Annotated in this window: 19 protein-coding genes; 2 read left to right on the top strand and 17 right to left on the bottom strand. The window is 60.9% G+C overall.

Annotation, left to right across the window (positions count from 1 at the left end):
• Positions 1-10: 10 nt before the first annotated feature.
• From kdpB to F3H58_RS19085, 6 genes are all read right to left on the bottom strand, one after another.
• Complete coding sequence (kdpB, locus tag F3H58_RS19105; RefSeq protein ID WP_149743318.1) at positions 11-2,095, bottom strand: potassium-transporting ATPase subunit KdpB; 2,085 nt, start codon at positions 2,093-2,095, stop codon at positions 11-13.
• A 44-nt stretch (positions 2,096-2,139) separates the two neighbouring features.
• The gene (locus F3H58_RS27290) at positions 2,140-2,304 is read right to left on the bottom strand and encodes a hypothetical protein (protein ID WP_188128986.1); all 165 of its coding nucleotides are present in this window, start codon (positions 2,302-2,304) and stop codon (positions 2,140-2,142) included.
• A 9-nt stretch (positions 2,305-2,313) separates the two neighbouring features.
• Positions 2,314-4,017 (bottom strand): potassium-transporting ATPase subunit KdpA, encoded by a 1,704-nt coding sequence (gene kdpA / locus F3H58_RS19100; RefSeq protein ID WP_149743317.1) that lies wholly within the window; start codon positions 4,015-4,017, stop codon positions 2,314-2,316.
• A gap of 134 nt (positions 4,018-4,151) precedes the next feature.
• A complete protein-coding gene (gene kdpF / locus F3H58_RS19095) occupies positions 4,152-4,241 on the bottom strand; it encodes a K(+)-transporting ATPase subunit F (protein WP_003506089.1) in 90 nt (29 codons plus the stop codon).
• 375 nt (positions 4,242-4,616) lie between these two features.
• Positions 4,617-5,570: an asparaginase gene (locus F3H58_RS19090; RefSeq protein WP_149743316.1), complete on the bottom strand. Its 954-nt coding sequence runs from the start codon at positions 5,568-5,570 to the stop codon at positions 4,617-4,619.
• The gene (locus tag F3H58_RS19085; RefSeq protein WP_078052064.1) at positions 5,567-7,018 is read right to left on the bottom strand and encodes an amino acid permease; all 1,452 of its coding nucleotides are present in this window, start codon (positions 7,016-7,018) and stop codon (positions 5,567-5,569) included. The genes F3H58_RS19090 and F3H58_RS19085 overlap by 4 nt, the downstream gene beginning before the upstream one ends.
• A gap of 273 nt (positions 7,019-7,291) precedes the next feature.
• On the opposite strand from F3H58_RS19085, the gene F3H58_RS19080 reads away from it, so the two are divergent.
• Positions 7,292-8,719: an aspartate ammonia-lyase gene (locus F3H58_RS19080; RefSeq protein ID WP_286169789.1), complete on the top strand. Its 1,428-nt coding sequence runs from the start codon at positions 7,292-7,294 to the stop codon at positions 8,717-8,719.
• On the opposite strand, the gene F3H58_RS19075 is transcribed toward F3H58_RS19080, so the two are convergent.
• From F3H58_RS19075 to F3H58_RS19060, 4 genes are all read right to left on the bottom strand, one after another.
• The gene (locus F3H58_RS19075) at positions 8,688-9,404 is read right to left on the bottom strand and encodes a FadR/GntR family transcriptional regulator (protein WP_065656538.1); all 717 of its coding nucleotides are present in this window, start codon (positions 9,402-9,404) and stop codon (positions 8,688-8,690) included. The two genes, F3H58_RS19080 and F3H58_RS19075, sit on opposite strands and share 32 nt — an antisense overlap.
• Before the next feature lie 197 nt (positions 9,405-9,601).
• Entirely contained in the window at positions 9,602-12,673 is a 3,072-nt protein-coding gene (locus F3H58_RS19070; RefSeq protein ID WP_149743314.1) for an efflux RND transporter permease subunit, read from the bottom strand.
• Positions 12,670-13,755, bottom strand: a complete 1,086-nt coding sequence (locus tag F3H58_RS19065) for an efflux RND transporter periplasmic adaptor subunit (RefSeq protein WP_149743313.1) — start codon at positions 13,753-13,755, stop codon at positions 12,670-12,672. The genes F3H58_RS19070 and F3H58_RS19065 overlap by 4 nt, the downstream gene beginning before the upstream one ends.
• Positions 13,755-14,831, bottom strand: a complete 1,077-nt coding sequence (locus F3H58_RS19060; RefSeq protein ID WP_149743312.1) for an efflux RND transporter periplasmic adaptor subunit — start codon at positions 14,829-14,831, stop codon at positions 13,755-13,757. The genes F3H58_RS19065 and F3H58_RS19060 overlap by 1 nt, the downstream gene beginning before the upstream one ends.
• A gap of 306 nt (positions 14,832-15,137) precedes the next feature.
• Here F3H58_RS19060 and F3H58_RS19055 point away from each other — a divergent pair, with 306 nt between their 5' ends.
• Positions 15,138-15,752, top strand: a complete 615-nt coding sequence (locus F3H58_RS19055) for a TetR/AcrR family transcriptional regulator (RefSeq protein WP_127755889.1) — start codon at positions 15,138-15,140, stop codon at positions 15,750-15,752.
• 23 nt (positions 15,753-15,775) lie between these two features.
• Here F3H58_RS19055 and F3H58_RS19050 read toward each other — a convergent pair whose 3' ends face one another.
• From F3H58_RS19050 to F3H58_RS19020, 7 genes are all read right to left on the bottom strand, one after another.
• Positions 15,776-17,230 (bottom strand): NAD-dependent succinate-semialdehyde dehydrogenase, encoded by a 1,455-nt coding sequence (locus tag F3H58_RS19050; protein ID WP_149743311.1) that lies wholly within the window; start codon positions 17,228-17,230, stop codon positions 15,776-15,778.
• A gap of 10 nt (positions 17,231-17,240) precedes the next feature.
• Positions 17,241-18,323, bottom strand: coding sequence for an ABC transporter ATP-binding protein (locus F3H58_RS19045; protein WP_149743310.1), 1,083 nt, complete (start codon positions 18,321-18,323; stop codon positions 17,241-17,243).
• Positions 18,320-19,120, bottom strand: a complete 801-nt coding sequence (locus F3H58_RS19040) for an ABC transporter permease (RefSeq protein ID WP_020813477.1) — start codon at positions 19,118-19,120, stop codon at positions 18,320-18,322. The genes F3H58_RS19045 and F3H58_RS19040 overlap by 4 nt, the downstream gene beginning before the upstream one ends.
• 1 nt (position 19,121) lies before the next feature.
• Positions 19,122-19,949, bottom strand: coding sequence for an ABC transporter permease (locus F3H58_RS19035; protein WP_286169797.1), 828 nt, complete (start codon positions 19,947-19,949; stop codon positions 19,122-19,124).
• A gap of 108 nt (positions 19,950-20,057) precedes the next feature.
• The gene (locus F3H58_RS19030; RefSeq protein WP_149743308.1) at positions 20,058-21,068 is read right to left on the bottom strand and encodes an ABC transporter substrate-binding protein; all 1,011 of its coding nucleotides are present in this window, start codon (positions 21,066-21,068) and stop codon (positions 20,058-20,060) included.
• Positions 21,069-21,125: 57 nt separating this feature from the next.
• Positions 21,126-21,440, bottom strand: coding sequence for an NIPSNAP family protein (locus F3H58_RS19025; protein ID WP_020813480.1), 315 nt, complete (start codon positions 21,438-21,440; stop codon positions 21,126-21,128).
• Positions 21,441-21,444: 4 nt separating this feature from the next.
• Complete coding sequence (locus tag F3H58_RS19020; RefSeq protein WP_149743307.1) at positions 21,445-22,911, bottom strand: aldehyde dehydrogenase; 1,467 nt, start codon at positions 22,909-22,911, stop codon at positions 21,445-21,447.

The raw sequence follows: 22,911 nt of genomic DNA, 5'->3' as shown, positions 1-22,911 counted from the left end.
TCTTTACTCCTCAGGCGAGACCGAGCGCCGTGACGGCGACGTCAATGGCCTTGATGCCGATGAAGGGAACGATGATGCCGCCGAGGCCATAGATGACCAGATTGCGCGACAGAAGCGCGCCCGCACCGATCGGCCGATATTTGACGCCCTTCAGCGACAGCGGGATGAGCGCGATGATGATGAGCGCGTTGAAGATGATGGCCGACAGGATGGCGCTCTGCGGTGTCGAAAGTCCCATCACATTCAGAACGCCGAGCTGCGGATAGAGTGCCAGGAACATTGCCGGGATAATGGCGAAATATTTGGCGATATCGTTGGCGATGGAGAAGGTCGTCAGCGCGCCGCGCGTCATCAGCAATTGCTTGCCGATTTCGACAATCTCGATGAGCTTGGTCGGGTCGCTGTCGAGATCGACCATATTGCCGGCTTCGCGGGCCGCCACCGTACCCGTGTTCATAGCAACGCCGACATCGGCCTGCGCCAGCGCCGGCGCGTCGTTGGTGCCGTCGCCGCACATGGCGACAAGCTTGCCCTTGGCCTGCTCCTCGCGGATAAGCTCCAGCTTGTTTTCCGGCGTTGCCTGGGCGAGGAAATCATCGACGCCGGCTTCGGCCGCAATCGCTGCCGCCGTCATCGGGTTGTCGCCCGTGATCATGACGGTGCGGATGCCCATGCGGCGAAGCTCTGCGAAACGCTCGCGAATGCCGCCCTTGACGATGTCCTTCAGCTGCACGACGCCGAGCAGCTTTCCATCCCGCACGACGGCGAGCGGGGTGCCGCCGGCCTTGGCAATGTCTTCCGCTATTGTGCGGATAGCCCGCGTAGCGTCCGTTTCGGTTTTAAGCGCAAGCGCCTGATTGCCATGCTGCAGAGCGCCGCCATCGACATAGGCGAGAACCGCATCAACCGCGCCCTTGCGGATGGAGGCGCCTTCGAAATCGACGCCGCTCATGCGGGTCTGGGCAGTGAAGGGCACGAAAGTGGCGTGCAGCTTCTGCATGTCGCGGGCGCGGATGCCGTATTTTTCCTTGGCCAGAACCACGATGGAGCGACCTTCCGGGGTTTCGTCGGCGAGCGAGGCGAGCTGCGCGGCATCGGCAAGTTCCTGTTCGGAAACGCCGGGGATGGGGCGGAACTCGGTCGCCTGCCGGTTGCCAAGCGTGATCGTACCGGTCTTGTCGAGCAACAGCGTATCGACGTCACCGGCGGCCTCGACGGCGCGACCGGACATGGCCAGCACGTTGAAACGCACCAGCCTGTCCATGCCGGCAATGCCGATGGCAGACAGCAGCGCGCCGATGGTGGTCGGGATAAGCGTGACGAACAGCGCCACCAGCACGATGATCGGGATGGAACCGCCGGCATAGGCGGCAAAGCTTGGAATGGTCGCGGTGGCCAGAACGAAGATCAGCGTCATGCCCGCAAGCAGGATGTTGAGCGCAATCTCATTCGGCGTCTTCTGGCGCTCGGCGCCTTCGACCAGCGAAATCATCCGGTCGAGAAAAGTGGAGCCGGCAGCAGCGGTGATGCGAACGCGGATCCAGTCCGACAGCACCTGCGTGCCGCCGGTGACCGCCGAGCGGTCGCCGCCGGATTCGCGAATGACGGGGGCAGATTCGCCTGTGATCGCCGCCTCGTTGACGGATGCGACACCCTCGATAACTTCACCGTCGGAGGGGATGATATCGCCTGCTTCGACGAGAACGACATCGTTCACCTTCAGGCTGTCGCCCGCAACCATTTTATACTGGCCGCGATCGTCGCCGATCAGAAGTTTCGCCTGGGTTTCCGTGCGTGTCTTGCGCAGGGAATCCGCCTGCGCCTTGCCGCGCCCTTCGGCGACGGCTTCGGCGAAATTGGCGAACAATACGGTGAACCAGAGCCAGAGATTGATCTGGAAGGAAAAGGCGAGATTGGCGCCGCCGGTGAGGAGATCGCGGATGAACAGCACTGTCGTCAGCACCGACACCGTCGCCACCACGAACATGACCGGGTTGCGCGCAAGTGTGCGCGGGTTGAGTTTTTTAAATGCGTCGGCAATGGCCGGCACGAGAATGCGAGAATCGAGGATGCTCGCTTGTTTGGACTGGCTCATGAAGAGGCTCCAGCGTTTGAAACAGGGCGACCGATGAGGATCGATCAGCCCGTGATAACTTCGAGGGCAATGACGGCGGCGAACAGAGCCGCCATCATTGCAAGAATGAGATTCGAGGCGCACCAGCCGCCGGGCGTGGCGCTCCCTTTGAAGGGAGCGTCCGTGGGGGCGGAGACGATGCGGCTACGTCGGGACATGTCGTCATTCATGGCATCACCTCAGAAGAGCTGGCCTGCCGCCATGACAAGGTGTTCGGCAACGGGGCCGAGCGCGAGTGCTGGCAGGAAGGTAAGACCGCCGACAATCAGGATCGTGCCGACAAGCAGGCCGACGAAGAGCGGACCATCTGTCGGGAAGGTGCCTGCCGAGGCAGGAACGGTCTTTTTGGTGACAAGCGAGCCTGCAATGGCGAGTGCCGGGATGATGACCAGAAAACGTCCCATCAGCATGCCGAGACCCAGGGTGATGTTGTACCAGGTGGTATTGCCGGTCAGCCCGCCGAATGCCGAGCCGTTATTGGCGGCTGCCGATGTGTAGGCGTAGAGGATTTCGGAGAAGCCGTGCGGTCCGGCCGTGCCGATCGACGCCACCGCCGAGGGCAGAACCGTGGCCGTTGCCGTAAAAGCCAGCATGGCGAGCGGCAGGCAGAGAATGGCCAGAACCGCCATCTTCATTTCCTTGGCCTCGATCTTCTTGCCGAGATATTCCGGCGTGCGGCCGACCATCAGACCCGCCACGAAAATGGCGATGACGATGAACAGAAGAATGCCGTAGAAACCCGCGCCGACACCGCCCACGATCACCTCACCCAGCTGCATGTTGATGAGCGGGACGAGACCGCCGAGCGCCGTGAAGCTGCCGTGCATGGCATTGACCGCCCCACAGGATGCAGCCGTGGTGATCACCGCAAAGAGCGAGGAAAGCGCAACGCCGAAGCGCACTTCCTTGCCCTCCATGTTGCCGCCGGCGAGACCAAGATTGTGCATCAGCGGGTTACCGGCTGCTTCCGCCCAATAGGTGACTGCGACACCGGCTATGAACAGTACGCCCATCGCGGCGAGGATTGCCCAGCCCTGACGCTGATTGCCGACCATACGGCCGAAGACATTGGTGAAGGCCGCGCCGATGGCGAATATCGACACCATCTGGATCATGTTGGAGATGGCGTCCGGGTTTTCGAAGGGATGCGCGGAATTGGCATTGAAGAAACCGCCGCCATTGGTGCCGAGCATCTTGATCGCCAGCTGCGATGCCACGGGGCCGACGGCAATCGTCTGCTGCGCACCTTCCAGCGTCTGCGCCGTGACATAGGCGCCGAGCGTCTGCGGTACGCCGATCCACACATAAACGAGCGTCAGCAGGATACAGAGCGGCAGAAGCACGTAGAGGGTGGAACGGACCATATCCACCCAGAAATTGCCGATGGCCTTGCCCGAGGCGCGCGAAAAAGCGCGGATGAGGCCAATGGCGATTGCCATGCCCGTGGCGGCCGAAACGAAATTCTGCACGGTGAGACCGGACATCTGGGTCAAATAGGACAGGGTGCTCTCCCCGCCGTAATTCTGCCAGTTGGTATTGGTGACGAAGCTGACCGCCGTATTGAAGGACAATTCCGGCCCGACGGCCGGCATCGCCTGCGGGTTGTAAGGCAGCACGGCCTGAAAGCGCATCAGCGCATAAAGCAGGGCAAAACCGAAAAGGTTGAAGAGCAGCATGGAGAAGGCGTAGGTCGTCCAGTGCTGCTCCTCATGCTCGCTGGTGCCGGCAAGTGCGTAGAGACCACGCTCTACAGGTGCCAGAACCGGCGACAGCAGGGTGCGGTCGCCATTAAAGACACGCGCCATATAGAAGCCGAGCGGCTTCACCAGCGCAAAAATGATCCCGCAATACAGCAGAATCTGAAACCATCCATTGAGGGTCATGGTATTGAACTTTCAATAAAGCATCGGACCGAAAAGTGTCATGCGGTTTTCGGAAAATCCGATGCTCGGACAGAAAGAGAGAGCGGCGGATCCGATTCCATTTTCTCTCCGCCGCGCGAACCGCCGCTTCCCGATCAGAAACGTTCGGGGCGAATGAGAGCATAGGTGAGATAGGCGGCGATAAAGACCGTGACGGCACCGCTCAAGATATAGTCGAATGTCATCGCAGCCTCCGTCTAAAGCCGGTTGCAGGCGCGCGTATAGGCAAAGCAGAGGGCGAAAAACACCGTGGCTGCGCCGATCAGAACAACATCCATCATCGATGGGACTCCTTTTTATTCGAGGAGCCGGACAGGAAGAAAAGCGCCGTCATGTGGGACGTCGCTTTTCATTCTTTCTGGCTGAGAAGGGAACACCATCCCTTCCCGCACAGAAGAATGCACCCGAACCGCATAAAGGTTCGAGACGGCCACAGAGGCAATAAAATAGGAATCCTATAGGAATTTCGATGCCCGCCGGTCGCGGGCATCGCTGCCGCTACTTAGAGTTTTGACACTTTTCCGGACGGAAAACCGGGGTCCACTTTTCCTGGAAGTGCTCTAAGAGAGCGGGCTATCACCGAAAGCGGAAACGATGGTTTCCGCCGGGCTTTTACCGGCCAACAGCGCTGCCAGCAAAATGCGGGCCTGGCCCGGGCGAAGCGTGGATGAATGCACGGCGCCCGCCGCGACAAGATCATGCCCGCCGCCGCCGCCGCCATAGGTCGCCACCAGCCGCCCTTCCGGCACGCGGCTGGAAACGATGACGGGCACGCCACGTTCGGCGCAGCGCTTCACGGCCTCGGAGATACGCGGGTTGGCGTTGCCGGAACCCAGTGCGGCAAGAACGATGCCTTTCGCGCCCGCCTGCAGGCTTGCATCGATATGGGTCGCGTCACAGCCGGGATGAATGGCGACGATATCGACGCGCTGATCGGCGACCGGGGCGGAAAGCCGCAGCGTTGCTGCAGCAGCCAACGGCCGGGCGGAGCGGAAGGCGTCCGCCTCGTCCGCGCTCAGCTTATAAAGCCCCCACGCCGGCAGACAGCGGCCGCCGAAGGAGAGGAGCACGCCTTTTGCGGCATTCGCCTGATCGAGCGCTGTTTCTATGGCCCGGGCCAGATTGGCCGGTCCGTCCGCGTCCTTATGGTCTGCCGTAAATTGCGCGCCGGTGAAGACCACCGGCTTTGTGATGGCCCGCTGCAAATGCACGAGCAGCGACGATTCTTCCATGGCGTCGGTGCCATGCAGAACCACGATGCCGGCAACGCCGGGATCATCGAGCTCCGCGCCCACTGCATCGCTAATGCGCTGCATGTCTGCCAGTGTCAGGCTGGAGGAATCCTTCGCCATCAAGTCGACCGGCTTCAGCCGGGCGGTGATCTGCGGAACCAGCGCCAGAAGATCCTCACCCGAAAGGCTGGGCGTGCTCACGCCATCGGCACCACGCCGGCTGGCGATGGTGCCGCCGGTGGCGATGACCGCCACCAGAGGCGTTGCGTCCTGCCCGCTCACTGCGATGCTCCCGCACGCTCGTCCGCGAGGCGGTAGATGCGGTCACGCAAGAGATACCAGCCGATGACGAGCGCCGGGATGATGACCAGCAGCGAGGCGATGGTCCAGGAGCCGACGGGATAATCGAAGGCCATCAGCACCAGCACGCCGAACAGGAAGATGAGCGTGAGAATGCCGGTGTACGGCGCGCCGAACATGCGGAAATCCGGACGCACGAGTTCACCACGCTTGGAAAGCTGCCAGAGCTTCAACTGGCAGAGCACGATGACGGCCCATGCGCAGATGATGCCGAGCGCCGAGAGGTTGAGCGCGATCTCGAAGGCCGAAGCGGGAACGACGGCGTTCAACGCCACGCCGAGAACAGTGACGACGGCGGTCACCGCTATGCCGCCATAGGGCACGCCGTTCTTGTTCATCTTCGCAAGTGCTGCCGGCGCCGAGCCGGAAACCGCCATCGAGTGCAGGATGCGGCCGGTGGAATAAAGTCCGGCATTGAGCGAGGACAGCACGGCGGTCAGAACGACGAGGTTCATGATCACGTCAGCGCCCTGCACACCGATGGAACCGAAGAAGGTGACGAAGGGGCTCTCGCCAGCCTTGTAGGCGGTATAGGGCAGAAGCAGCGCGAACAGCAGCACCGAACCGACATAAAAGACCACGAGGCGCAGGACCACGGCGCGGATGGCGCGGGGCATGACCTTACGCGGGTCTTCCGTCTCGCCTGCCGCCGTGCCGATCAGTTCGATGGAGGCATAAGCGAAGACGACGCCCTGTATGATCACGAAGGCTGGCAAAATACCGTTCGGGAAGAAACCGCCATTATCGGTGATGATGCTGAAGCCGGTGACGTGGCCTTCGATGGGGGTGCCGAAGATGACGAAATAAATGCCGACCACGAGGAAGATCGCAAGCGCCAGCACCTTGATGAGGCTGAACCAGAATTCAAGCTCACCAAAGACCTTCACCGACAGCATGTTCATGGCCAGCACGACCAGAAGCGCCGTCATCGCGAAGACCCACTGGTCGATACCCGCAAGCCACGGAACATATTGCTTGAAGAAATTCATGTAGAGGGCAACGGCAGTCACATCCGCCACCGAGGTCATGGCCCAGTTCAGCCAGTACATCCAGCCGGCAGCGAAGGCCATTTTCTCGCCGTAGAACTCACGGGCATAGGACACGAAGGAACCGGAGCTCGGACGGTGCATGATCAGTTCGCCGAGCGCGCGCAGCACCAGAAAAGCGAAGAAGCCGCAGAGTGCATAAACAAACACCAGCGCCGGGCCTGCCTGCGCCAGACGCCCGCCCGCACCGAGGAAAAGCCCGGTGCCGATGGCGCCGCCAATGGCGATCATCTGGATCTGACGCGGTTTGAGGGCCTTGTGGTAACCGAGGTCTTCTTCGACGAAGACCTCACGATCGGCTGACGCCGTTTTCCCAGAATGCATGGATATTTATCCTCCCGATAAAGTGCTTGCAGTCGGCGATAAGCCGGAAATGAAAATGAAACTGGCACAGTCCGCGCTGGAATATGGCCAGCATGCATGCTCATGCGCGCTGTAAAGCTGCATGACAGATTTTCGCCCCTCATAATGGCAGATAATGCCGTTCGTCAAGTGTATTCGATATGATTGACCTTCTCCTCCACCCCAATTAAGGTCAAAAAATCTGTAAGACAGCTTTACAGATATAGCAACGCTTAAAAGTCAGTGGAGGAAAAAGTGAGCGTGACGCGCAAGGAGCATGATCTGCTCGGGACCAAGGAAATTCCGGCGGATGTCTATTGGGGCGTGCACACGGCACGCGCTGTGGAAAATTTCAAGATCACCGGGGTGACCATCGGCCACAACCCCTATCTCGTCCGGGGACTGGCCTATGTGAAGGAGGCGGCGGCACGCGCAAACCACGAACTTGGCCTGCTCGACGCCGAACGCATGGAAGCCATCGCCGAAGCCTGCCGCGAAATCCGCGCCGGCGCGCTGCATGAGCAATTCGTGGTGGATGAAATTCAGGGCGGAGCCGGCACCTCCACCAACATGAATGCCAACGAGGTCATCGCCAACCGTGCGCTCGAACTGCTCGGACACGAAAAAGGCGATTATGCCCGGCTTCACCCGAACGATCATGTCAATCTCAGCCAGTCGACCAACGACGCCTATCCGACCGCGATCAATGTCGGCCTGATCGAGGCGATCGACGATCTGGCCGCTTCCATGGGTGTGCTGAAGGATGCCTTCGACCGCAAGGCGCAGGAATTCGCCGGCTTCATCAAGATCGGGCGTACGCAATTGCAGGACGCCGTGCCGATGACGCTCGGCCAGGAATTCCGCACCTTCGTGGTGATGCTGGGAGAAGATCAGGCGCGCCTCATCGAATCCGCAGCACTTCTGCACGAGATCAATCTCGGTGCCACCGCCATCGGTACCGGGCTGAATGCACCGCGTGGTTATGCCGAGCTTGCCTGCCAGCATCTGGCGGAACTGACCGGACGACCGCTGGTGACGGCGGCAGACCTCATCGAAGCCACCCAGGACCCCGGCGCCTTCGTGCATCTCTCCGGTGTGCTGAAACGCGTCGCCGTGAAGCTGTCGAAAACCTGCAACGACCTTCGCCTGCTCTCTTCCGGCCCGCGCGCTGGTATCGGCGAAATCACACTGCCCTCCGTTCAGGCGGGTTCCAGCATCATGCCGGGCAAGATCAACCCGGTCATTCCCGAAGTGGTCAATCAGGTGGCCTATGCGGTGATCGGCAATGACATCACCATCACCATGGCCGCTGAAGCCGGACAATTGCAGTTGAATGCTTTCGAGCCAATCATCGTGCGAGCCTTGTCACAGAGCATCAGCCAGCTCAGCGCCGCCTGCCGCACGCTGGCGGAACGCTGCGTCGACGGCATCGTCGCCAATCCGGCGATCATGGCGCAGCGCGTGGAAGAATCCATCGGTCTCGCCACCGCGCTCAACCCGCTGATCGGTTATTATGCGGCGACGGAAGTGGCGAAGGAAGCGCTTGCCAGCGGCCGCACCGTGCCGCAGGTGGTTCTGGAACGCGGTTATCTCACCGATGCGCAATTGCAGCAGGCACTGAGCCCGCGGCACCTTGCAAACCTGCCCGCCGTCACGGCTGGCGAAGCCGATCTTCGCCAATAATCGTGGTCACCACCTGCTTCACCTGCCCAAGGTGAAGCTCCATCGCCTCGCGCGCCTCAGGCGCTGAACCCCGCCGGATCGCCTCGACGATCCGGCGGTGCTCGAAATTCGAGGCAACGCGTCGGCCGGCCATCAGGTTGACCATCTCTGACTGTTGGGAAAGGGCCTCACGGGCATCGGCCACCACCTTGGCAAACAGCCTGTTGGCCGAAGCTTCCGCAATGGCGCAATGGAATTGCCCATCCAGCAGCACCCAGGGATGCGGCCTTTCTTCGGCTTCCATCCGATCACAGAGGTCAAGCAGGACTTCCAGCTGAGCATTCGTGCGCCTCAACGCCGCCCAACCAGCCGCAGGAACTTCGATGAAGGGGCGGGCCTCGATCAGATCGCGGGCGGAATAGGCGCCGTAATTCAATTCGGAAGGCGGGGTCGGCGTCATCACATAGGTGCCGCTTCCGGTGCGGGTCTGTGTCAGCCCTAGGGTCTGGAGCGACCGCAAAGCCTCGCGAATAATCGGCCGGCTGACGCCATATCGGGCGGCCAGATGGGCTTCGGAAGGCAGCCGGGTGCCGACCGCAAGCTGCCCCGAGGTGATGGCGGAACGGATATCATCGAACACCGCTTCTGCGGCATTCTTGCGATTGATCGGCTGCGCATCCGACAGCCAATCCGACAACCCGCCCATCTTCAAACCCTCCGCACTCTCAATATGTTCGCAATATCAACGCAAAACCAGACAACCGCCCAAACGCAAAGGACGGCCGCCGCTCTCGCGGCCAAGCCGACCTTCCTAACATTATCCTGCCCGCCGGAACAACGACGGCGGATATTTTTGTTGAAGCGAGGGTACAGTATCGCCGCACCCTCGCTCCGCCTCAGATATTACGCCTTGATTTCCGCTGCCTCCGGCTTGTCATCCTCACGCGGGATGCGGAACCACGCGACATAGAGCGCCGGCAGGAAGAGCAGGGTAAGCGCCGTACCCACCACAATGCCGCCCATCATCGCATAGGCCATCGGCCCCCAGAAGATTTCCCGGGAGATGGGGATGAGGGCAAGTGTGGCCGCCGCCGCCGTCAGCATGATCGGCCGCATGCGGTGTTCGGTCGCCTCGATGACGGCACGCCATGCCGAGACCCCTTCGCTTCTCAGATGCTCGATCTGCACGACGAGGATGACCGAGTTGCGGATCAGGATACCGATCAGCGCCAGCACGCCGAGAATGGCGACGAAACCCATCGGCGCATTGGAGAAGAGCAGCGCCACCACAACGCCGATCAGGGCTGTCGGCGCCACGGCAAAGACCAGGAACAGCCGGCTGAAGCTCTGCAACTGGATCATCAGGATGGTCGCCATTGCAAACAGCATCATGGGCACGACAGCGACGATCGGCGCTTGCGAATCCGCGCTGGATTCCACCGAGCCGCCCGTCTCCAGCGTATAGCCGACGGGAAGCGCCTTCTGGAACGCCTCGATCTTCGGCTTCAACTGCTCCACAATCGTCGCCGGCTGCGTCGGACCGATAATGGCAGCCTTGACGGTGACAGTGGGGATCCGGTCGCGACGCCAGATTGTCGGCTGCTCCAGCTCATAACGGAAGTTGGCGATTGCCGAGAGCGGCACGGCCTTGCCGTTGGTTGCCGGCAATTGCAGGTTCTGCAAGGTCTCGATGGAGCCGCGCTCCGAAAGCTGCGCCCGCGCCACCACGTTGACGAGGTAGATATCGTCCCTCACCTGCGTGACTGTGGACCCTTCGACAATGCTGTTCATGGCATTGGCAATATCTTCCGAGGAGACGCCGAGCTGGCGGGCCTTGTCCTGCAGAACATCCACTTTCACCACGCGCGTCGGCTCGTTCCAGTCCATCACCATGTTGGACAGCAGCCGGTGTTCGCCGACGATGCCCGACAATTGCTGCCCGAGCTCGCGCACCTTCTGGATATCCGGACCGCTGAGGCGATATTGCACCGGCTTTCCGACCGGAGGACCGATATCTAGCAGTTTCACGAAGGCGTCGGTGCCGATAAAAGTCTTGTTCAGATAGTCCTGCAGGTCGGCGCGCACCTTGTCACGCACATCCAGCCCCTTGGTGACGATGACCGTCTGGCCGAAGGTGACATCCGGCGTCTGCACGTCGAAGGACAGGATGAAACGCGGCGCGCCTTCGCCGACATAGGTTGTCCAATGGTCGATGTCCGGATTCTTGGAGAGCATTTCCTGCTCGAACTGCGCCATCTGCCGGTTGGTCTCGGCAATCGAACTGTTCTGCGGCAGGTTCCAGTCAACGATCAGCTCCACGCGGTCGGATGACGGGAAGAACTGCTGCTGCACAAGGCCCATGCCGCCGACGGAAAGGCCGAACAGCGCGATGGTAAGGATGATCGTCACCCAGCGCCAGCGCAGCGCCCGGCCAAGAAGCCACGAAAAGGCGGAGGCAAAACGGCCCTTTTTCTCGTGGTGCGATTTCATCGTCTTCGGCAGGATCGTCACGCCGAGCAGCGGCGTGAACAGGACCGCGACGATCCATGACACGATCAGTGAAACGGCGATCACCACAAAAAGCGTGAAGGTGAATTCACCCGCCGCACTGTTGTTGAGACCGACCGGAATGAAGCCGGCAACGGTGACCAGCGTACCGGTCAGCATCGGGAAAGCGGTCGAGGTGTAAACATAGGTCGCCGCTTTCCTGAGGTCGTCTCCGACCTCAAGCCGCGCGACCATCATCTCGACGGCGATCATCGCATCGTCGACGAGAAGCCCGAGCGCGATGATGAGGGCGCCCAGAGAGATACGCTGCAAGGAAATGCCGGTATATTCCATGTAGACGAAGGTGATCGCCAGCACGAGCGGAATGGAAACGGCAACCACCATGCCGGCCCTGAGGCCAAGGCTGATGAAGCTGATGACGAGAACGATGGCGATGGCCTCGAACAGTGCGGAGGTGAAGCCCGAGACCGCCTCATCGACCACGGCCGGCTGATCGGACACGCGATGCACATCGACGCCAACAGGCAGGTCCGCAACCACCCGCTTCATCTGCGCATCCAGCGCCTCGCCGAAGTGCAGCAGGTTCGCGCCGGTTTTCATGCCGATCGCAAGGCCGATGGCCGGCTGGCCGTTAAAGCGGAACAGCGAGGACGGCGGATCGACATAACCGCGCCGGATCGTCGCCACTTCCGTCAGCGGGAAGAACCGGTTGTTGACCCGCAGATTGATGGACCGCAGGCTGTCTTCCGAGGTGAACTGGCCGCTGACGCGCAGCGCCACGCGCTCAGGCCCGGCATTGACGAAGCCGGATTGCGTGACGGCGTTCTGGGCTTGCAGCGTCTTGATGATCGACTGCTGGTCGATGCCGAGCGCCGCGATCTGGCGCGTGGAAAACTCCAGATAGATCGTCTCATCCTGTGCGCCGATGACATCGACCTTGCCGATATTGTCGACGGTCAGCACCTTCGCACGCGCATCCTCCACCAGATCGCGCAATTGTCGCTGGCTGAGACCGTCGCTGGTGAAGGCGTAGATATTGCCATAAACATCGCCGAAGCGGTCGTTGAAGAAGGGACCGACAACGCCCGAGGGGAAATCGCCCTTGATGTCGCCGATCATGTTGCGCACCCGCACCCAGGTCGGCTCCACGTTGCGCGCCTTGGTTTCCGGCACCAGTTCCACGAAAATCGTCGTGCGGCCGGCCACCGTCTGGCTGCGCAGATGATCGAGATTGTCGAGTTCCTCGAGTTTCTTCTCGATCCTGTCGGTCACCTGCCGCGCCACTTCTTCGGCGGAAGCGCCAGGCCATTGCGCGCTGATCACCATGGTCTTGATGGTGAAGTTCGGATCTTCCTCGCGACCGAGGTTGAGATAGGAGAAAACGCCGGCAAGAACGAAAACCAGCATGAAGTACCAGACGAGCGAACGGTGTTCGAGCGCCCAGTCGGAGAGATTGAATTTCTTCACTGACGGACCTCCTGATCGATCCTGATGGCTTGTCCATCCTTGAGCTTGTGAACGCCGGCACTGGCAACGCGCTCACCGGGCTTGACGCCGCCGGTGATGCGCACGTTGCCGCCTTCGGCAGGCTCGCCCTCTATCGTGACGGGGCGAAGCGTTACCGTTGCCGTATCGGCATTGACGATCCAGACGCCCCATCCATTGTCGGTCTTCAGCAAGGCCGATGACGGAAGCATGATCTGCGGTTCGGATGCTGCAAGCACCGAGGCCGTGACGACGGAGCCCAGCCGGAATGCCGGCGGCGCATCCTGCAGGCTGATCTTCGTGCGGCGCGTGCGCGTCGCCGTTTCGGCTTCCGGAGCAATCTCGCGGACCACGCCGGTGGTGCGAATTTTCGGGTCGAGCTGCAGGGCGATCTCGAAGGCGGAGCCGATCTCCAGCCGCTGCGCCGCAAATTGCGGAACGTCGACCACCACATCGCGCACTTCCGGACGGGCAATCGTCACGACCGTTTGCCCGGCCGAGACGACCTGACCGATTTCGCCCGAAGTTGCCGTCACCACACCGTCAAATTCCGCATGCAGCTGCGCATAACCCAGCTGCTCCTCGGCCTTGTCCAGATTGGCGCGGGCCTTGGCGACGGACGCATTGGCGGTGCGGGTGGCCTGCTCGGCCTCTTCCAGTGCCGCTTCCGTGCCGCTGCGGGCTTCCGCCAGCACGCGCTGGCGCTGCTCGGTCGTCACTGCATTGGCCAGCTGCGCTTCCGCATTGGAGAGGTCGGATTGCGCGCTCTTCACCGCAAGCTCGAGCGCGAGCGGATCGATTGACGCAACCACGTCGCCCTTCTTCACCAGATCGGCGACATCGACATTGCGGGCGATAATGCGCCCGAGCACGCGAAAGCCGAGATCGGTCTGAATGCGCGATTCCACAGTGCCGGTCAGACGCAGGGCATCGGCCGGCTTCTCTTCCACGACGACGGAAAGCACCGGGCGCGGCGCCTCGGCGGCGGCTTCCTGCTTGTCCTCGCAGGAGGAAACCGCAATCGCCACAGCCACAAAAAACAAGCTTTTGTATATACTGGACATTATTGTGCCTGCCCCTTTTCATAGGCGACCTTTTCACCGGCGCGGAGAAATTTGGTGCCGACGGTGACGACGAGATCGCCGGGATTAAGCCCCTGCGTGATGACGAATTGACCGGTCTCGTAATCGGCGACCTCAACACGCCGCATGGCGATTTCCGAGGATTGCGGATCGACCACCCAGACGGCGGGTAAGCCGTCCTGCGACGTCATCGCCGACCACGGAAGTTCAATCGCATCGACCTGTTTGAAGCGGAAATGGCCGGATACGGGCGCGCCGAGCGGCATGGTCATATCGCCGTTAAGACCCACCTTGACCCTGATCGTTCCATTGTCCGGGTCGATCGTCGGAGAAATCTCCCGCACCGGCGCCGCAACGCTGCGGGCGGGGTCCGACAGGAGGCTGACATTGACGAGATTGTCGATATCGCGCTCGAGGAACAGGGATTCATAAACATCGAAAACCGCATCGCGCGGCCCGTCATGGGCCAGCGTGAAGACGAGCTGAGCGGCCTGCGCCACCTGGCCAACCTCCACATTGCGGGCCGTGATAACGCCATCCGCATCCGCCCTGAGTTCGGTATAGGAGAGGGCATCCCGCGCCGTATCGAGCTGCGCCTGCGCCGATCTTACTGCGCCCTGCGTCGTGAGAAGGGTTTCCTGGGCCTTGTCGACCGCCGAACGCGAGGTCACCTGCGTCTTGAAAAGGCTTTGCTGACGGTCGAACGTCAATTGCGCCTGCGTCTGCTGCGCTTCCGCTGATTGCAGGTTGGCCAGGGCGACATCGAGATCGGCCTTCTGCTCTTCGGGATCCATGCGCGCAAGCAATTGCCCGGTCTTCACCCGTGCGCCCACATCCACCAGCCGCTCGGTGATTTTGCCGCTGACCCGGAAGGACAGATCCGTCTGGACCCGCGCCTTTACTTCGCCCGTGATGACGCTACCGCGATCAACGGGCTTTTTCTCAGCCGCGACCACATCGACGGTGCGGAGCGGCTTTTCGGCGGGCGGCTCTTCATTGCTGCAGGACGACAGGGCGAAAACACCGCCAAGCGCCGCCGCGATAAGAATGGTTCTCATGGTGACCTCTTGATCTTCGCCTCATCCTATAATATTTGACTGACTGAATAGTCAATGAAATTCTTACGCCGCTGATCGGGGAGCTGTCCGGAGTGTCGGCACGGGTTCCCGAATGATCATTCCCTCGTCGTCCGGCACCTACCTGCGGGCGCATCGGCAATGTTCCGGCATAGTGAAGCATGCGCGCGCCTTCACAAAAATCGTTCCGGTTTTTGCGCCGGTGCTATAGGCAAACCCATCTCTCATTTCCGCCAATCGCGACGGACAGAAGGGCACGCGTCGAAAATAAAGAAGGAACCCGGGGCCATGGCGAAAGCAAAACTGACACGTGCTGAACAGAAGATACAACGTCCGTTGCAAATTCTCGATGCAGCATTCGAGGAATTCACCAAAAGGGGATTTACCGCGACGCGGGTGGAAGACATCGCGGAACGGGTGGGAGTGACGAAAGGAACGGTCTACGTCTATTTCGAAACCAAGGAGGCGCTCTTCGAGGCCATGGTAAAACGCGCCTCCATGCCGTTCCGGGAGGCGTTCAGGGCCTATACGCACAAGTCAGACGATCCCGTCGAGCAGCTTCGTCTGCTGCTCGAATTCCTGTTCGACTCACTCGTCGACAACAGAAAAATGCGGGAACTGTTTCGCCTAATCGTCGCGGAAGGCGCAAAATTCCCGGATCTCATCGACCAGCACCATGACACGATGATGGCGCCGGTCTTTGCACGCATCGATGCGGTCCTCGAGGAAGGCGTCGCGAAAAAAAGGTTCAGGGCCAACCCTCCCGAACTCGCCAAAGTGGTGATGTCGCCCATGGTCGGAACATTGGTGTTTCGGCTGATTTTCAACGACCGGCGCATTCTGGACAGACAGGCCGTCCTGAAAATTCATCTCGAGCTGATCATGCGTGGGCTGCTGGCGTAGGCATCATTCTTCGCGGCCCGGCCTCAGCCGACGCCACCGATGCAGACATATTTGAGCTCGGTATATTCCTCGATGCCGTGACGTGACCCTTCCCGGCCGAGACCCGACATCTTGACACCACCGAAAGGCGCCTCGGCGGTGGAAATAGCCCCCGTATTGACGCCGACCATGCCATATTCGAGCGCCTCGGCGACCCGGAAGACCCGCGACAGATCGCGCGCATAAAAATAAGATGCGAGACCGAAATCGGTATTGTTCGCCTGCGCGATCACATCGGCCTCATCCTCGAAGCGGAAGAGCGGGGCGAGAGGCCCGAAGGTTTCCTCATGCGCCACTTGCATGCCGGCATCGACATTACGCAGGATCGTCGGCTCGAAGAAGTTGCCGCCCAGCGCATGTCTTCTGCCGCCGGTGGTGACTTCCGCGCCTTTCGAAAGCGCATCGACAATATGGGCCTCCACTTTGGCAACGGCGTTTGCGTCGATGAGAGGCCCGAGAATGCTTGCCCCCTCCAACCCGTTGCCAACCTTCAACCGAACGACGGCTCGAGCGAATTTTTCAGCGAAAGCATCATAGACGCCGCTCTGCACATAAAGACGGTTGGCGCAAACGCAGGTCTGACCATTGTTGCGGAATTTGGCGAGGATCGCGCCCTCAACAGCGGCATCGAGATCGGCGTCATCGAAGACGATGAAGGGCGCATTGCCGCCGAGTTCCAGCCCCAGTTTCTTGATCGTCGGCGCACATTGCCGGTAAAGATGTTCGCCTGTGCGCGTTGAGCCGGTAAAGGTCAGAAGGCGGATATCCGGGCTTGCCGTCATTTCTGCGCCTATCTCGGCGGCTGGCCCTGTCAAAATGCTGAAAAGCGCAAGCGGCAGGCCGGCGCGCTCGGCAAGGATCGCAAGGGCGATGGCAGAAAACGGCGTTTGCGGCGCCGGTTTCAGCACCACCGCACAGCCGGCGGCCAGCGCCGGGCCGGCCTTGCGGGTGATCATGGCATTGGGGAAATTCCATGGCGTGATGGCCGCAACCACACCCACGGGCTGGCGAAGAACCAGAATGCGTTTATCCGGCTGGTGGCCGGGCACTGTCTCGCCATTGATCCGCCGCGCCTCTTCTGCAAACCATTCGATGAAGCTTGCGCCATAGGCGACCTCACCCTTTGCTTCCGCCAGCGGCTTGCCCTGTTCCAACGTCAATATCATGCCGAGATCGTCACGGTTTTCCATGACGAGCCGGAACCATTCCTTCAGGATATTCGCACGCTCGCCGGCTGTGCGGCGGGCCCATTCCTTCTGGGCGATCACGGCGGAAGCGATTGCTTCTCTCGTTTCCTTCGCACCGAGTTCTGGAACCCGCCCGACGATCTCACCGGTCGCGGGATTGCGGATTGCCGCCGTTTCACGGCCATCGCAATCGATCCAGCGGCCAGCCACCGGCACGTTCTCGCAGAGGAGTGTGGGATCATTCAGATTCATGGCCCACCCCTCAACAGAAGACCTGCGCCGAGGCCGGATCGAAGGCGAGATGCACGAGGTCGCCACGGCTGAGGCCAGAAATCGCCTCATGGCCGAAAGGCAGGCGAACCGCAAGCGGCTCACCCGAGCCAGTATGGGCCACCACATGGACATTGTTGCCGAGGAAAGTGATGTCGCTGACCGTGGCCTGGAAGCCGGCGGCGGCGACCGGCCGGTTACGGCTGAGTTGCAGCCGCTCCGGGCGCAGCATCAGCGCCGCTTTCTTTCCCGGCGCGGCTTCGCCATGCACCGGAACGTGATCGAAAACGATATCCCGACCGAGCGACACCGTCGCCCTGCCTCCCGAGGCGGCGAGGAGATCGCAGGCGATGAAGTCGCTGTCCCCGATGAATTCAGCCACGAAACGGGTCGCCGGGTGAGTGTAAAGCTCCGGTCCCGTGCCGATCTGGTCGATAACCCCCTTGGAAAACACGGCGATCCGATCGGAAAGACGCAAGGCCTCTTCCTGATCGTGGGTGACATAGAGGATCGTCACTTCCGTCTGCTGGTGAATACGGCGGATTTCGAACTGGATTTCTTCGCGCAGCTTCTTGTCGAGCGCCGACAGCGGCTCATCCATCAGCAGCACGGGCGGGTCGTAGGCAAGCGCCCTCGCCAACGCCACGCGTTGCTGCTGGCCGCCTGACATCTGCGCCGGTTTTCTGTCTTCGAAACCTTCGAGACGGACAAGCCGCAGCATTTCCTTCACCTTCGCATCGATTTCCGCCCTGCTCTTGCGGCGGACCTTCAACGGAAAGGCGATGTTCTCGCCCACCGACAGATGCGGAAACAGGGTGTAGCGCTGGAAGACCATGCCGATATTGCGCTTGTGCGACGGCGTCGACAGCAGGCTTTCGCCGTTCAGCAAAATATCGCCCGATGTCGGCTGCTCGAAACCGGCAAGGATATAAAGCGTCGTGCTCTTCCCCGAACCGGACGGCCCGAGAAATGTCATGAACTCGCCCGGCTGCACGTCGAGATTGACGTCCTGAACGGCGACGACCGGTCCGTATTGCTTGCGGATGCCGCGAATCTGCAGGAGCGGTTTAGTCATGTTTTCAGTCCTTTTCGCACAGCCGCGACAAGCAGCATGAGAATGATGGTCACCGCGATGAGAAGCGTGGAGGCGGCCGCAATCACCGGCGTCAGATCCTGACGCAGCGTTGCCCAAATCTTCACCGGCAGCGTCTGCAATGTCGGGCTTGCCATGAAGATCGCCAGCACTACCTCATCCCAGGAGGTAAGGAAGGAGAAGATCGCCGCCGAAAACAGGCCGTGGCTGATGGCGGGAAGCGTGATGCGGATTTTCGCCTGCAACGGGCTTGCGCCGCACAGCACCGCCGCATCCTCAATCGATTTGTCGAAACCCTCGAGCGCGCCGGTCAACGCCAGAATGGAAAAGGGCAGCGCCACGACGAGATGGGCGATAACGAAACCGGCGGTCGTGCCGGCAAGGCCAAGTTTCAGGAAAAAGGCATAAAGCGCCACCGCCAGCACCACGACAGGCAGGATCATCGGCGTCATGAACAGCGCGCGAAGCGTGTTACGCCCGATGAAACGGCCGCGCACCAGCCCGAAGGAGGCGACAAGACCGATCAGCACGGACAGCACCGTGACCATGAGGGCGATGCGCAGGCTGGTCCAGGCGGCCTCCAGCCATCGCGGATCGGCGAAGAAATCCGCATACCATTTCAATGTCCAGCCGGGCGGCGGAAAGATCAGCCATTGCGACGAGCCGAAGGACAGCGCTGCGATGAAAACGATGGGCAGAACGAGAAATGCCGTCGTCAGCACCGTGATCAGGAGGAGCAGCCATTTCCAGAGGCCGAGGCTGTTATAGTTCAAAAGCATGTCAGCGCCCCCCTGCCCCGGCCGCACCGAAAAATTTGAGCTGGATGGCGTAAAGCGTCAGCGTCACCACCAGAAGCACCAGTGCGGCCGCCCCGCCCATGCCCCAGTTGACCAGCGACTGCACGAATTGCGCAATGAGTTCGGCCAGCATCATGTTTGCCGTACCGCCGAGGAGCGCCGGGGTGACGAAATACCCAAGCGACATGACGAAGACCATCAGCGCGCCGGAAATCATGCCGGGCGCTGCCAGCGGAATGAGGATGCGGGTCAGCGCCTGAAAGCGTGTCGCCCCGCACAAGGCCGCCGCCTGAAGAATGGCCGGATCGATCTTGCGGATAACGCCATAGAGCGGAATGATGATGAAGGGCAGCATGATATAGGTCATGCCTATCGTAACCCCGGTAAGATTGTTGACCAGCGCCAGAGGCTGATCGATGATGCCGAGCCCCATCAGCGTCTTGTTCACCACGCCCGTGCGCTGCAACAGCACCATCCACGCATAGGTGCGCGCCAGAAGATTGGTCCACATCGACAGGAGCAATATGGCAAAGACGATGGAAGCGAGCCGCGCCGGCATGATGGCGAGCGCCCAGGCGACGGGAAAGCCGATCGCCAGCGACACGACCGTTACCAGCGCCGACACCGCGAAGGTATTGAAAAAAATCTTCAGATAGGTGGAGCTTCCCAGCAGGGCGGCATAGTTGCCGAATCCGAGGACGGGTTCGGTGACGCTGCGCGACAGCAGGATCAGAACCGGAATGACGAAGAACAGGACAAGCAGGACAAGCGCCGGCAGGGTAGCCGTAAAGTTGCCGGGCCGGAAAGGCATCCGCACCTTTTCTTTCTGGCTGACTGTTTCATCGGTAAGCGAGACCATGCCCAAACCTCCCGGACGTGGAAAATCGCGCGGGCGCCTGTCGCGGCCCGCGCCGTTATCTTACTTCGCCTGCCAGGCGTACCAGCGCTCGCCGATCTCGTCGCGATGCTGCGCCCAGTAGTTCATATCGGCGTTGACCTGGCTTGCCGTCTGCTGGTCCGGCAGGGTCTTGGCGGTTTCCGGATCCATCAGCTTGGCGGATTCGATATTGACCGGCGCATAACCCGTCGCGGTCGCCATATCCGCTTGCGCCTGCGCAGAGGTGGCGAGCGCGATGAACTTCATCGCCGCATCCCTGTTCTTCGTTCCCTTGGGAACGACGAGGGAATCCGCTGCGGTGATGTTCTGCTCCCAGGAGGTTTCCACCTTCACGCCGCTTTTTTCAAGCGCCGTCATGCGGCCGTTCCAGACGCTGCCGAAGGGCGCTTCCGCAGATGCAATCAATTGCTGCGACTGCGCACCGCCGGACCACCAGATGATATCGGATTTGATCGTATCGAGCTTCTTGAAAGCGCGGTCGAGATCGAGCGGATAAAGCTTGTCGGCGGCCACGCCATCGGCCAGAAGGGCGGCTTCGATCACGCCCGGTGCCGACCATTTGTAGAAGGTTCGTTTACCGGGAAATTTCGCGGTGTCGAACAGATCCGCCCAGCTCTTCGGGCAGGCGGCCACGGCATCGACATTGCAGCCGATGACGAAGGAATAATAAAAACTGCCGACGGAGTAGTCCGTCACGAAGCGCGGATCGAGCTTGGTCTTGTCGATGACGGCAAAATCGAGCTTCTCCAACAGGCCTTTCGGGCCGGCCTGCGCGGCATAATCGCCCTCGACATCGACCACATCCCAGGTCACGCCGTTCGCCTCGACCATGGCTTTCAATTTGCCGTAGTCCGTCGGACCGTCCTGCACCACGTTAATGCCGGTCGATACCATAAATTTTTCAGCCCAGGCCGCCTTCTGGGCGTCCTGTGTGGTTCCTCCCCAGCTGGAGAAAACCAGATCATTCGCCTCGGCGGATGCACCAAGGGCAAAAAGAGCGGCGCATGTCGTCAATACCAGTTTCAATTTCATGTTCCCTTACTCCGTTTTAGAGCTTCTTGTTGGTATGCACGTCGCGAACGGCGCATTTCACCCGAGCGGTGAAAACCGCGCCGGTTTCATGATCTTGTTTTCGGCGACTTCGATGAGGTCGCGGATTTTCGGAAGGAAGGACAACCAGCGCGGATCGGCCATCAGCCGTGCGCGCCGTTCCTCGCGGTCATCCAGGCTCGAAAAGGCCCAGATATGGACGATCTCATTGATCGGGCCGATCTCGGAAAAGAAGTAACCCACCAGTTCGCCGAGATGGCTCTTCTGGATTTCGATACCCTCTTCCTCGACCACCTTGAGGTAGGCGGGGATGGCGCCGTTCTTCAGCCGGTAGGTGCGGATTTCGTAAAACATGGGCTCACCGCATCACGAAGGGATCGGGGATCGGATCATCGGAGGTGCGCAACCATATGGTCTTGGTGCGCGTGTAATCGAGCGCCGCCGCAAGCCCGCCTTCGCGACCGTCGCCCGACAGGCCGAATCCGCCAAAAGGCGCAATCGGCGAGACCGCACGATAGGTATTCACCCAGACGATGCCGGCCCGGATCGCCTTCATCAGACGGTGGGCGCGGGTCAGATTCTGCGTGAAGACACCGGAGGCAAGCCCATAGACCGTGTCATTGGCCAGCGCGATGGCTTCCGCTTCGGTTTCAAAGGAAACGACCGAGAGGACGGGACCGAAGAACTCTTTCTCCATCGATGGCGAACGAATGCCGTCGCAATCGAGAATGGTTGGCCGATAGAAATAGCCGTCGCCGTCTAGAGGCGCACCGCCTGTGACAACCTTGGCGCCCGCGTCCACGGAGGCGGAAACCAGAGAAACGATATGCTTTCTTTGACGCTCCGTCGCCAGCGGGCCTACTTCCGTCGCCATATCCAGCGGCGAGCCGATGCGGATCGCCTCAGCTTTCGCCTTCAGAATATCGAGGAACCGATCCTTGACGCTTCTTTCGACGATCAGCCGCGAGCCGGCGACGCAGCTCTGGCCGGTCGCGGCGAAAATTCCCGCCACCTGCGCATTGGCGGCACTTTCGAGATCGGCGTCGGCAAAAACGAGGATCGGCGATTTGCCGCCGAGTTCCAGCGAGGTGGAAGCGAGGTTTTCAGCCGAATTGCGCACGATATGACGCGCCGTTTCCGGACCGCCGGTAAAGGCGATATGAGCCACCTTCGGATGGGTGGTGAGCGCCGTGCCGCAGGATGCGCCGAAGCCCGAGACGATATTGACGACACCGGCGGGAAAACCGGCCTCATGCACCAGCCGGGCAAATTCCAGAAGGGGTGCCGGCCCATCTTCCGAGGCCTTGACGACAATGGTGCAGCCGGCCGCGAGTGCCGGGCCGACCTTGACGGCGGCGAGAAACAGCTGGCTGTTCCACGGCACGATGGCCGCCACGACGCCCACGGGTTCGCGCCGCAGCCAGACATCCATATCCGGCTTGTCGATCGGCAGATAGGCGCCCTCGATCTTGTCGGCCAGACCCGCATAATACCGATAATAATCCGCGACATAGGCAATCTGCGCGGAGGTTTCCCGGATGATCTTGCCGGTATCGCGGGTTTCGAGTTCGGCGAGCGTCTTCGCATTCTCAGTGACCAGATCGGCAAGCCTGTAAAGCAGCTTGCCACGCTGTGTCGCCGTCAGTTTCGGCCAGCCTGCATCTCCGTAAAGCGCCCGATGCGCGGCCTCGACCGCACGGCCGACATCCGCCTCGCGGCTTTCCGGCATTTCGGCCCATGCAGTGCCGCTTGCGGGATCGAGACTTGCAAAACGCGCCTCGCCATTTTCGAAACGTCCGTCGATATAGCACTGGAAACTGCGCAT

Source organism: Rhizobium sp. NFACC06-2 (assembly GCF_900101425.1).
In the GTDB taxonomy this organism is placed as follows: Bacteria; Pseudomonadota; Alphaproteobacteria; order Rhizobiales; family Rhizobiaceae; genus Agrobacterium; species Agrobacterium leguminum.
The sequence above is the reverse complement of the archived record's forward strand: the minus strand, read 5'-3'. Positions and strand labels throughout refer to the sequence as shown.

What these genes read in the sequence shown, in the direction of transcription:
- kdpB (WP_149743318.1), bottom strand. Translation starts at nt 2,095, where the DNA reads ATGAGCCAGTCCAAACAAGCGAGCATCCTCGATTCTCGCATTCTCGTG.
- F3H58_RS27290 (WP_188128986.1), bottom strand. Translation starts at nt 2,304, where the DNA reads ATGAATGACGACATGTCCCGACGTAGCCGCATCGTCTCCGCCCCCACG.
- kdpA (WP_149743317.1), bottom strand. Translation starts at nt 4,017, where the DNA reads ATGACCCTCAATGGATGGTTTCAGATTCTGCTGTATTGCGGGATCATT.
- kdpF (WP_003506089.1), bottom strand. Translation starts at nt 4,241, where the DNA reads ATGACATTCGACTATATCTTGAGCGGTGCCGTCACGGTCTTTATCGCC.
- F3H58_RS19085 (WP_078052064.1), bottom strand. Translation starts at nt 7,018, where the DNA reads ATGCATTCTGGGAAAACGGCGTCAGCCGATCGTGAGGTCTTCGTCGAA.
- F3H58_RS19075 (WP_065656538.1), bottom strand. Translation starts at nt 9,404, where the DNA reads ATGGGCGGGTTGTCGGATTGGCTGTCGGATGCGCAGCCGATCAATCGC.
- F3H58_RS19065 (WP_149743313.1), bottom strand. Translation starts at nt 13,755, where the DNA reads ATGTCCAGTATATACAAAAGCTTGTTTTTTGTGGCTGTGGCGATTGCG.
- F3H58_RS19060 (WP_149743312.1), bottom strand. Translation starts at nt 14,831, where the DNA reads ATGAGAACCATTCTTATCGCGGCGGCGCTTGGCGGTGTTTTCGCCCTG.
- F3H58_RS19055 (WP_127755889.1), top strand. Translation starts at nt 15,138, where the DNA reads ATGGCGAAAGCAAAACTGACACGTGCTGAACAGAAGATACAACGTCCG.
- F3H58_RS19050 (WP_149743311.1), bottom strand. Translation starts at nt 17,230, where the DNA reads ATGAATCTGAATGATCCCACACTCCTCTGCGAGAACGTGCCGGTGGCT.
- F3H58_RS19045 (WP_149743310.1), bottom strand. Translation starts at nt 18,323, where the DNA reads ATGACTAAACCGCTCCTGCAGATTCGCGGCATCCGCAAGCAATACGGA.
- F3H58_RS19040 (WP_020813477.1), bottom strand. Translation starts at nt 19,120, where the DNA reads ATGCTTTTGAACTATAACAGCCTCGGCCTCTGGAAATGGCTGCTCCTC.
- F3H58_RS19035 (WP_286169797.1), bottom strand. Translation starts at nt 19,949, where the DNA reads ATGCCTTTCCGGCCCGGCAACTTTACGGCTACCCTGCCGGCGCTTGTC.
- F3H58_RS19030 (WP_149743308.1), bottom strand. Translation starts at nt 21,068, where the DNA reads ATGAAATTGAAACTGGTATTGACGACATGCGCCGCTCTTTTTGCCCTT.
- F3H58_RS19025 (WP_020813480.1), bottom strand. Translation starts at nt 21,440, where the DNA reads ATGTTTTACGAAATCCGCACCTACCGGCTGAAGAACGGCGCCATCCCC.
- F3H58_RS19020 (WP_149743307.1), bottom strand. Translation starts at nt 22,911, where the DNA reads ATGCGCAGTTTCCAGTGCTATATCGACGGACGTTTCGAAAATGGCGAG.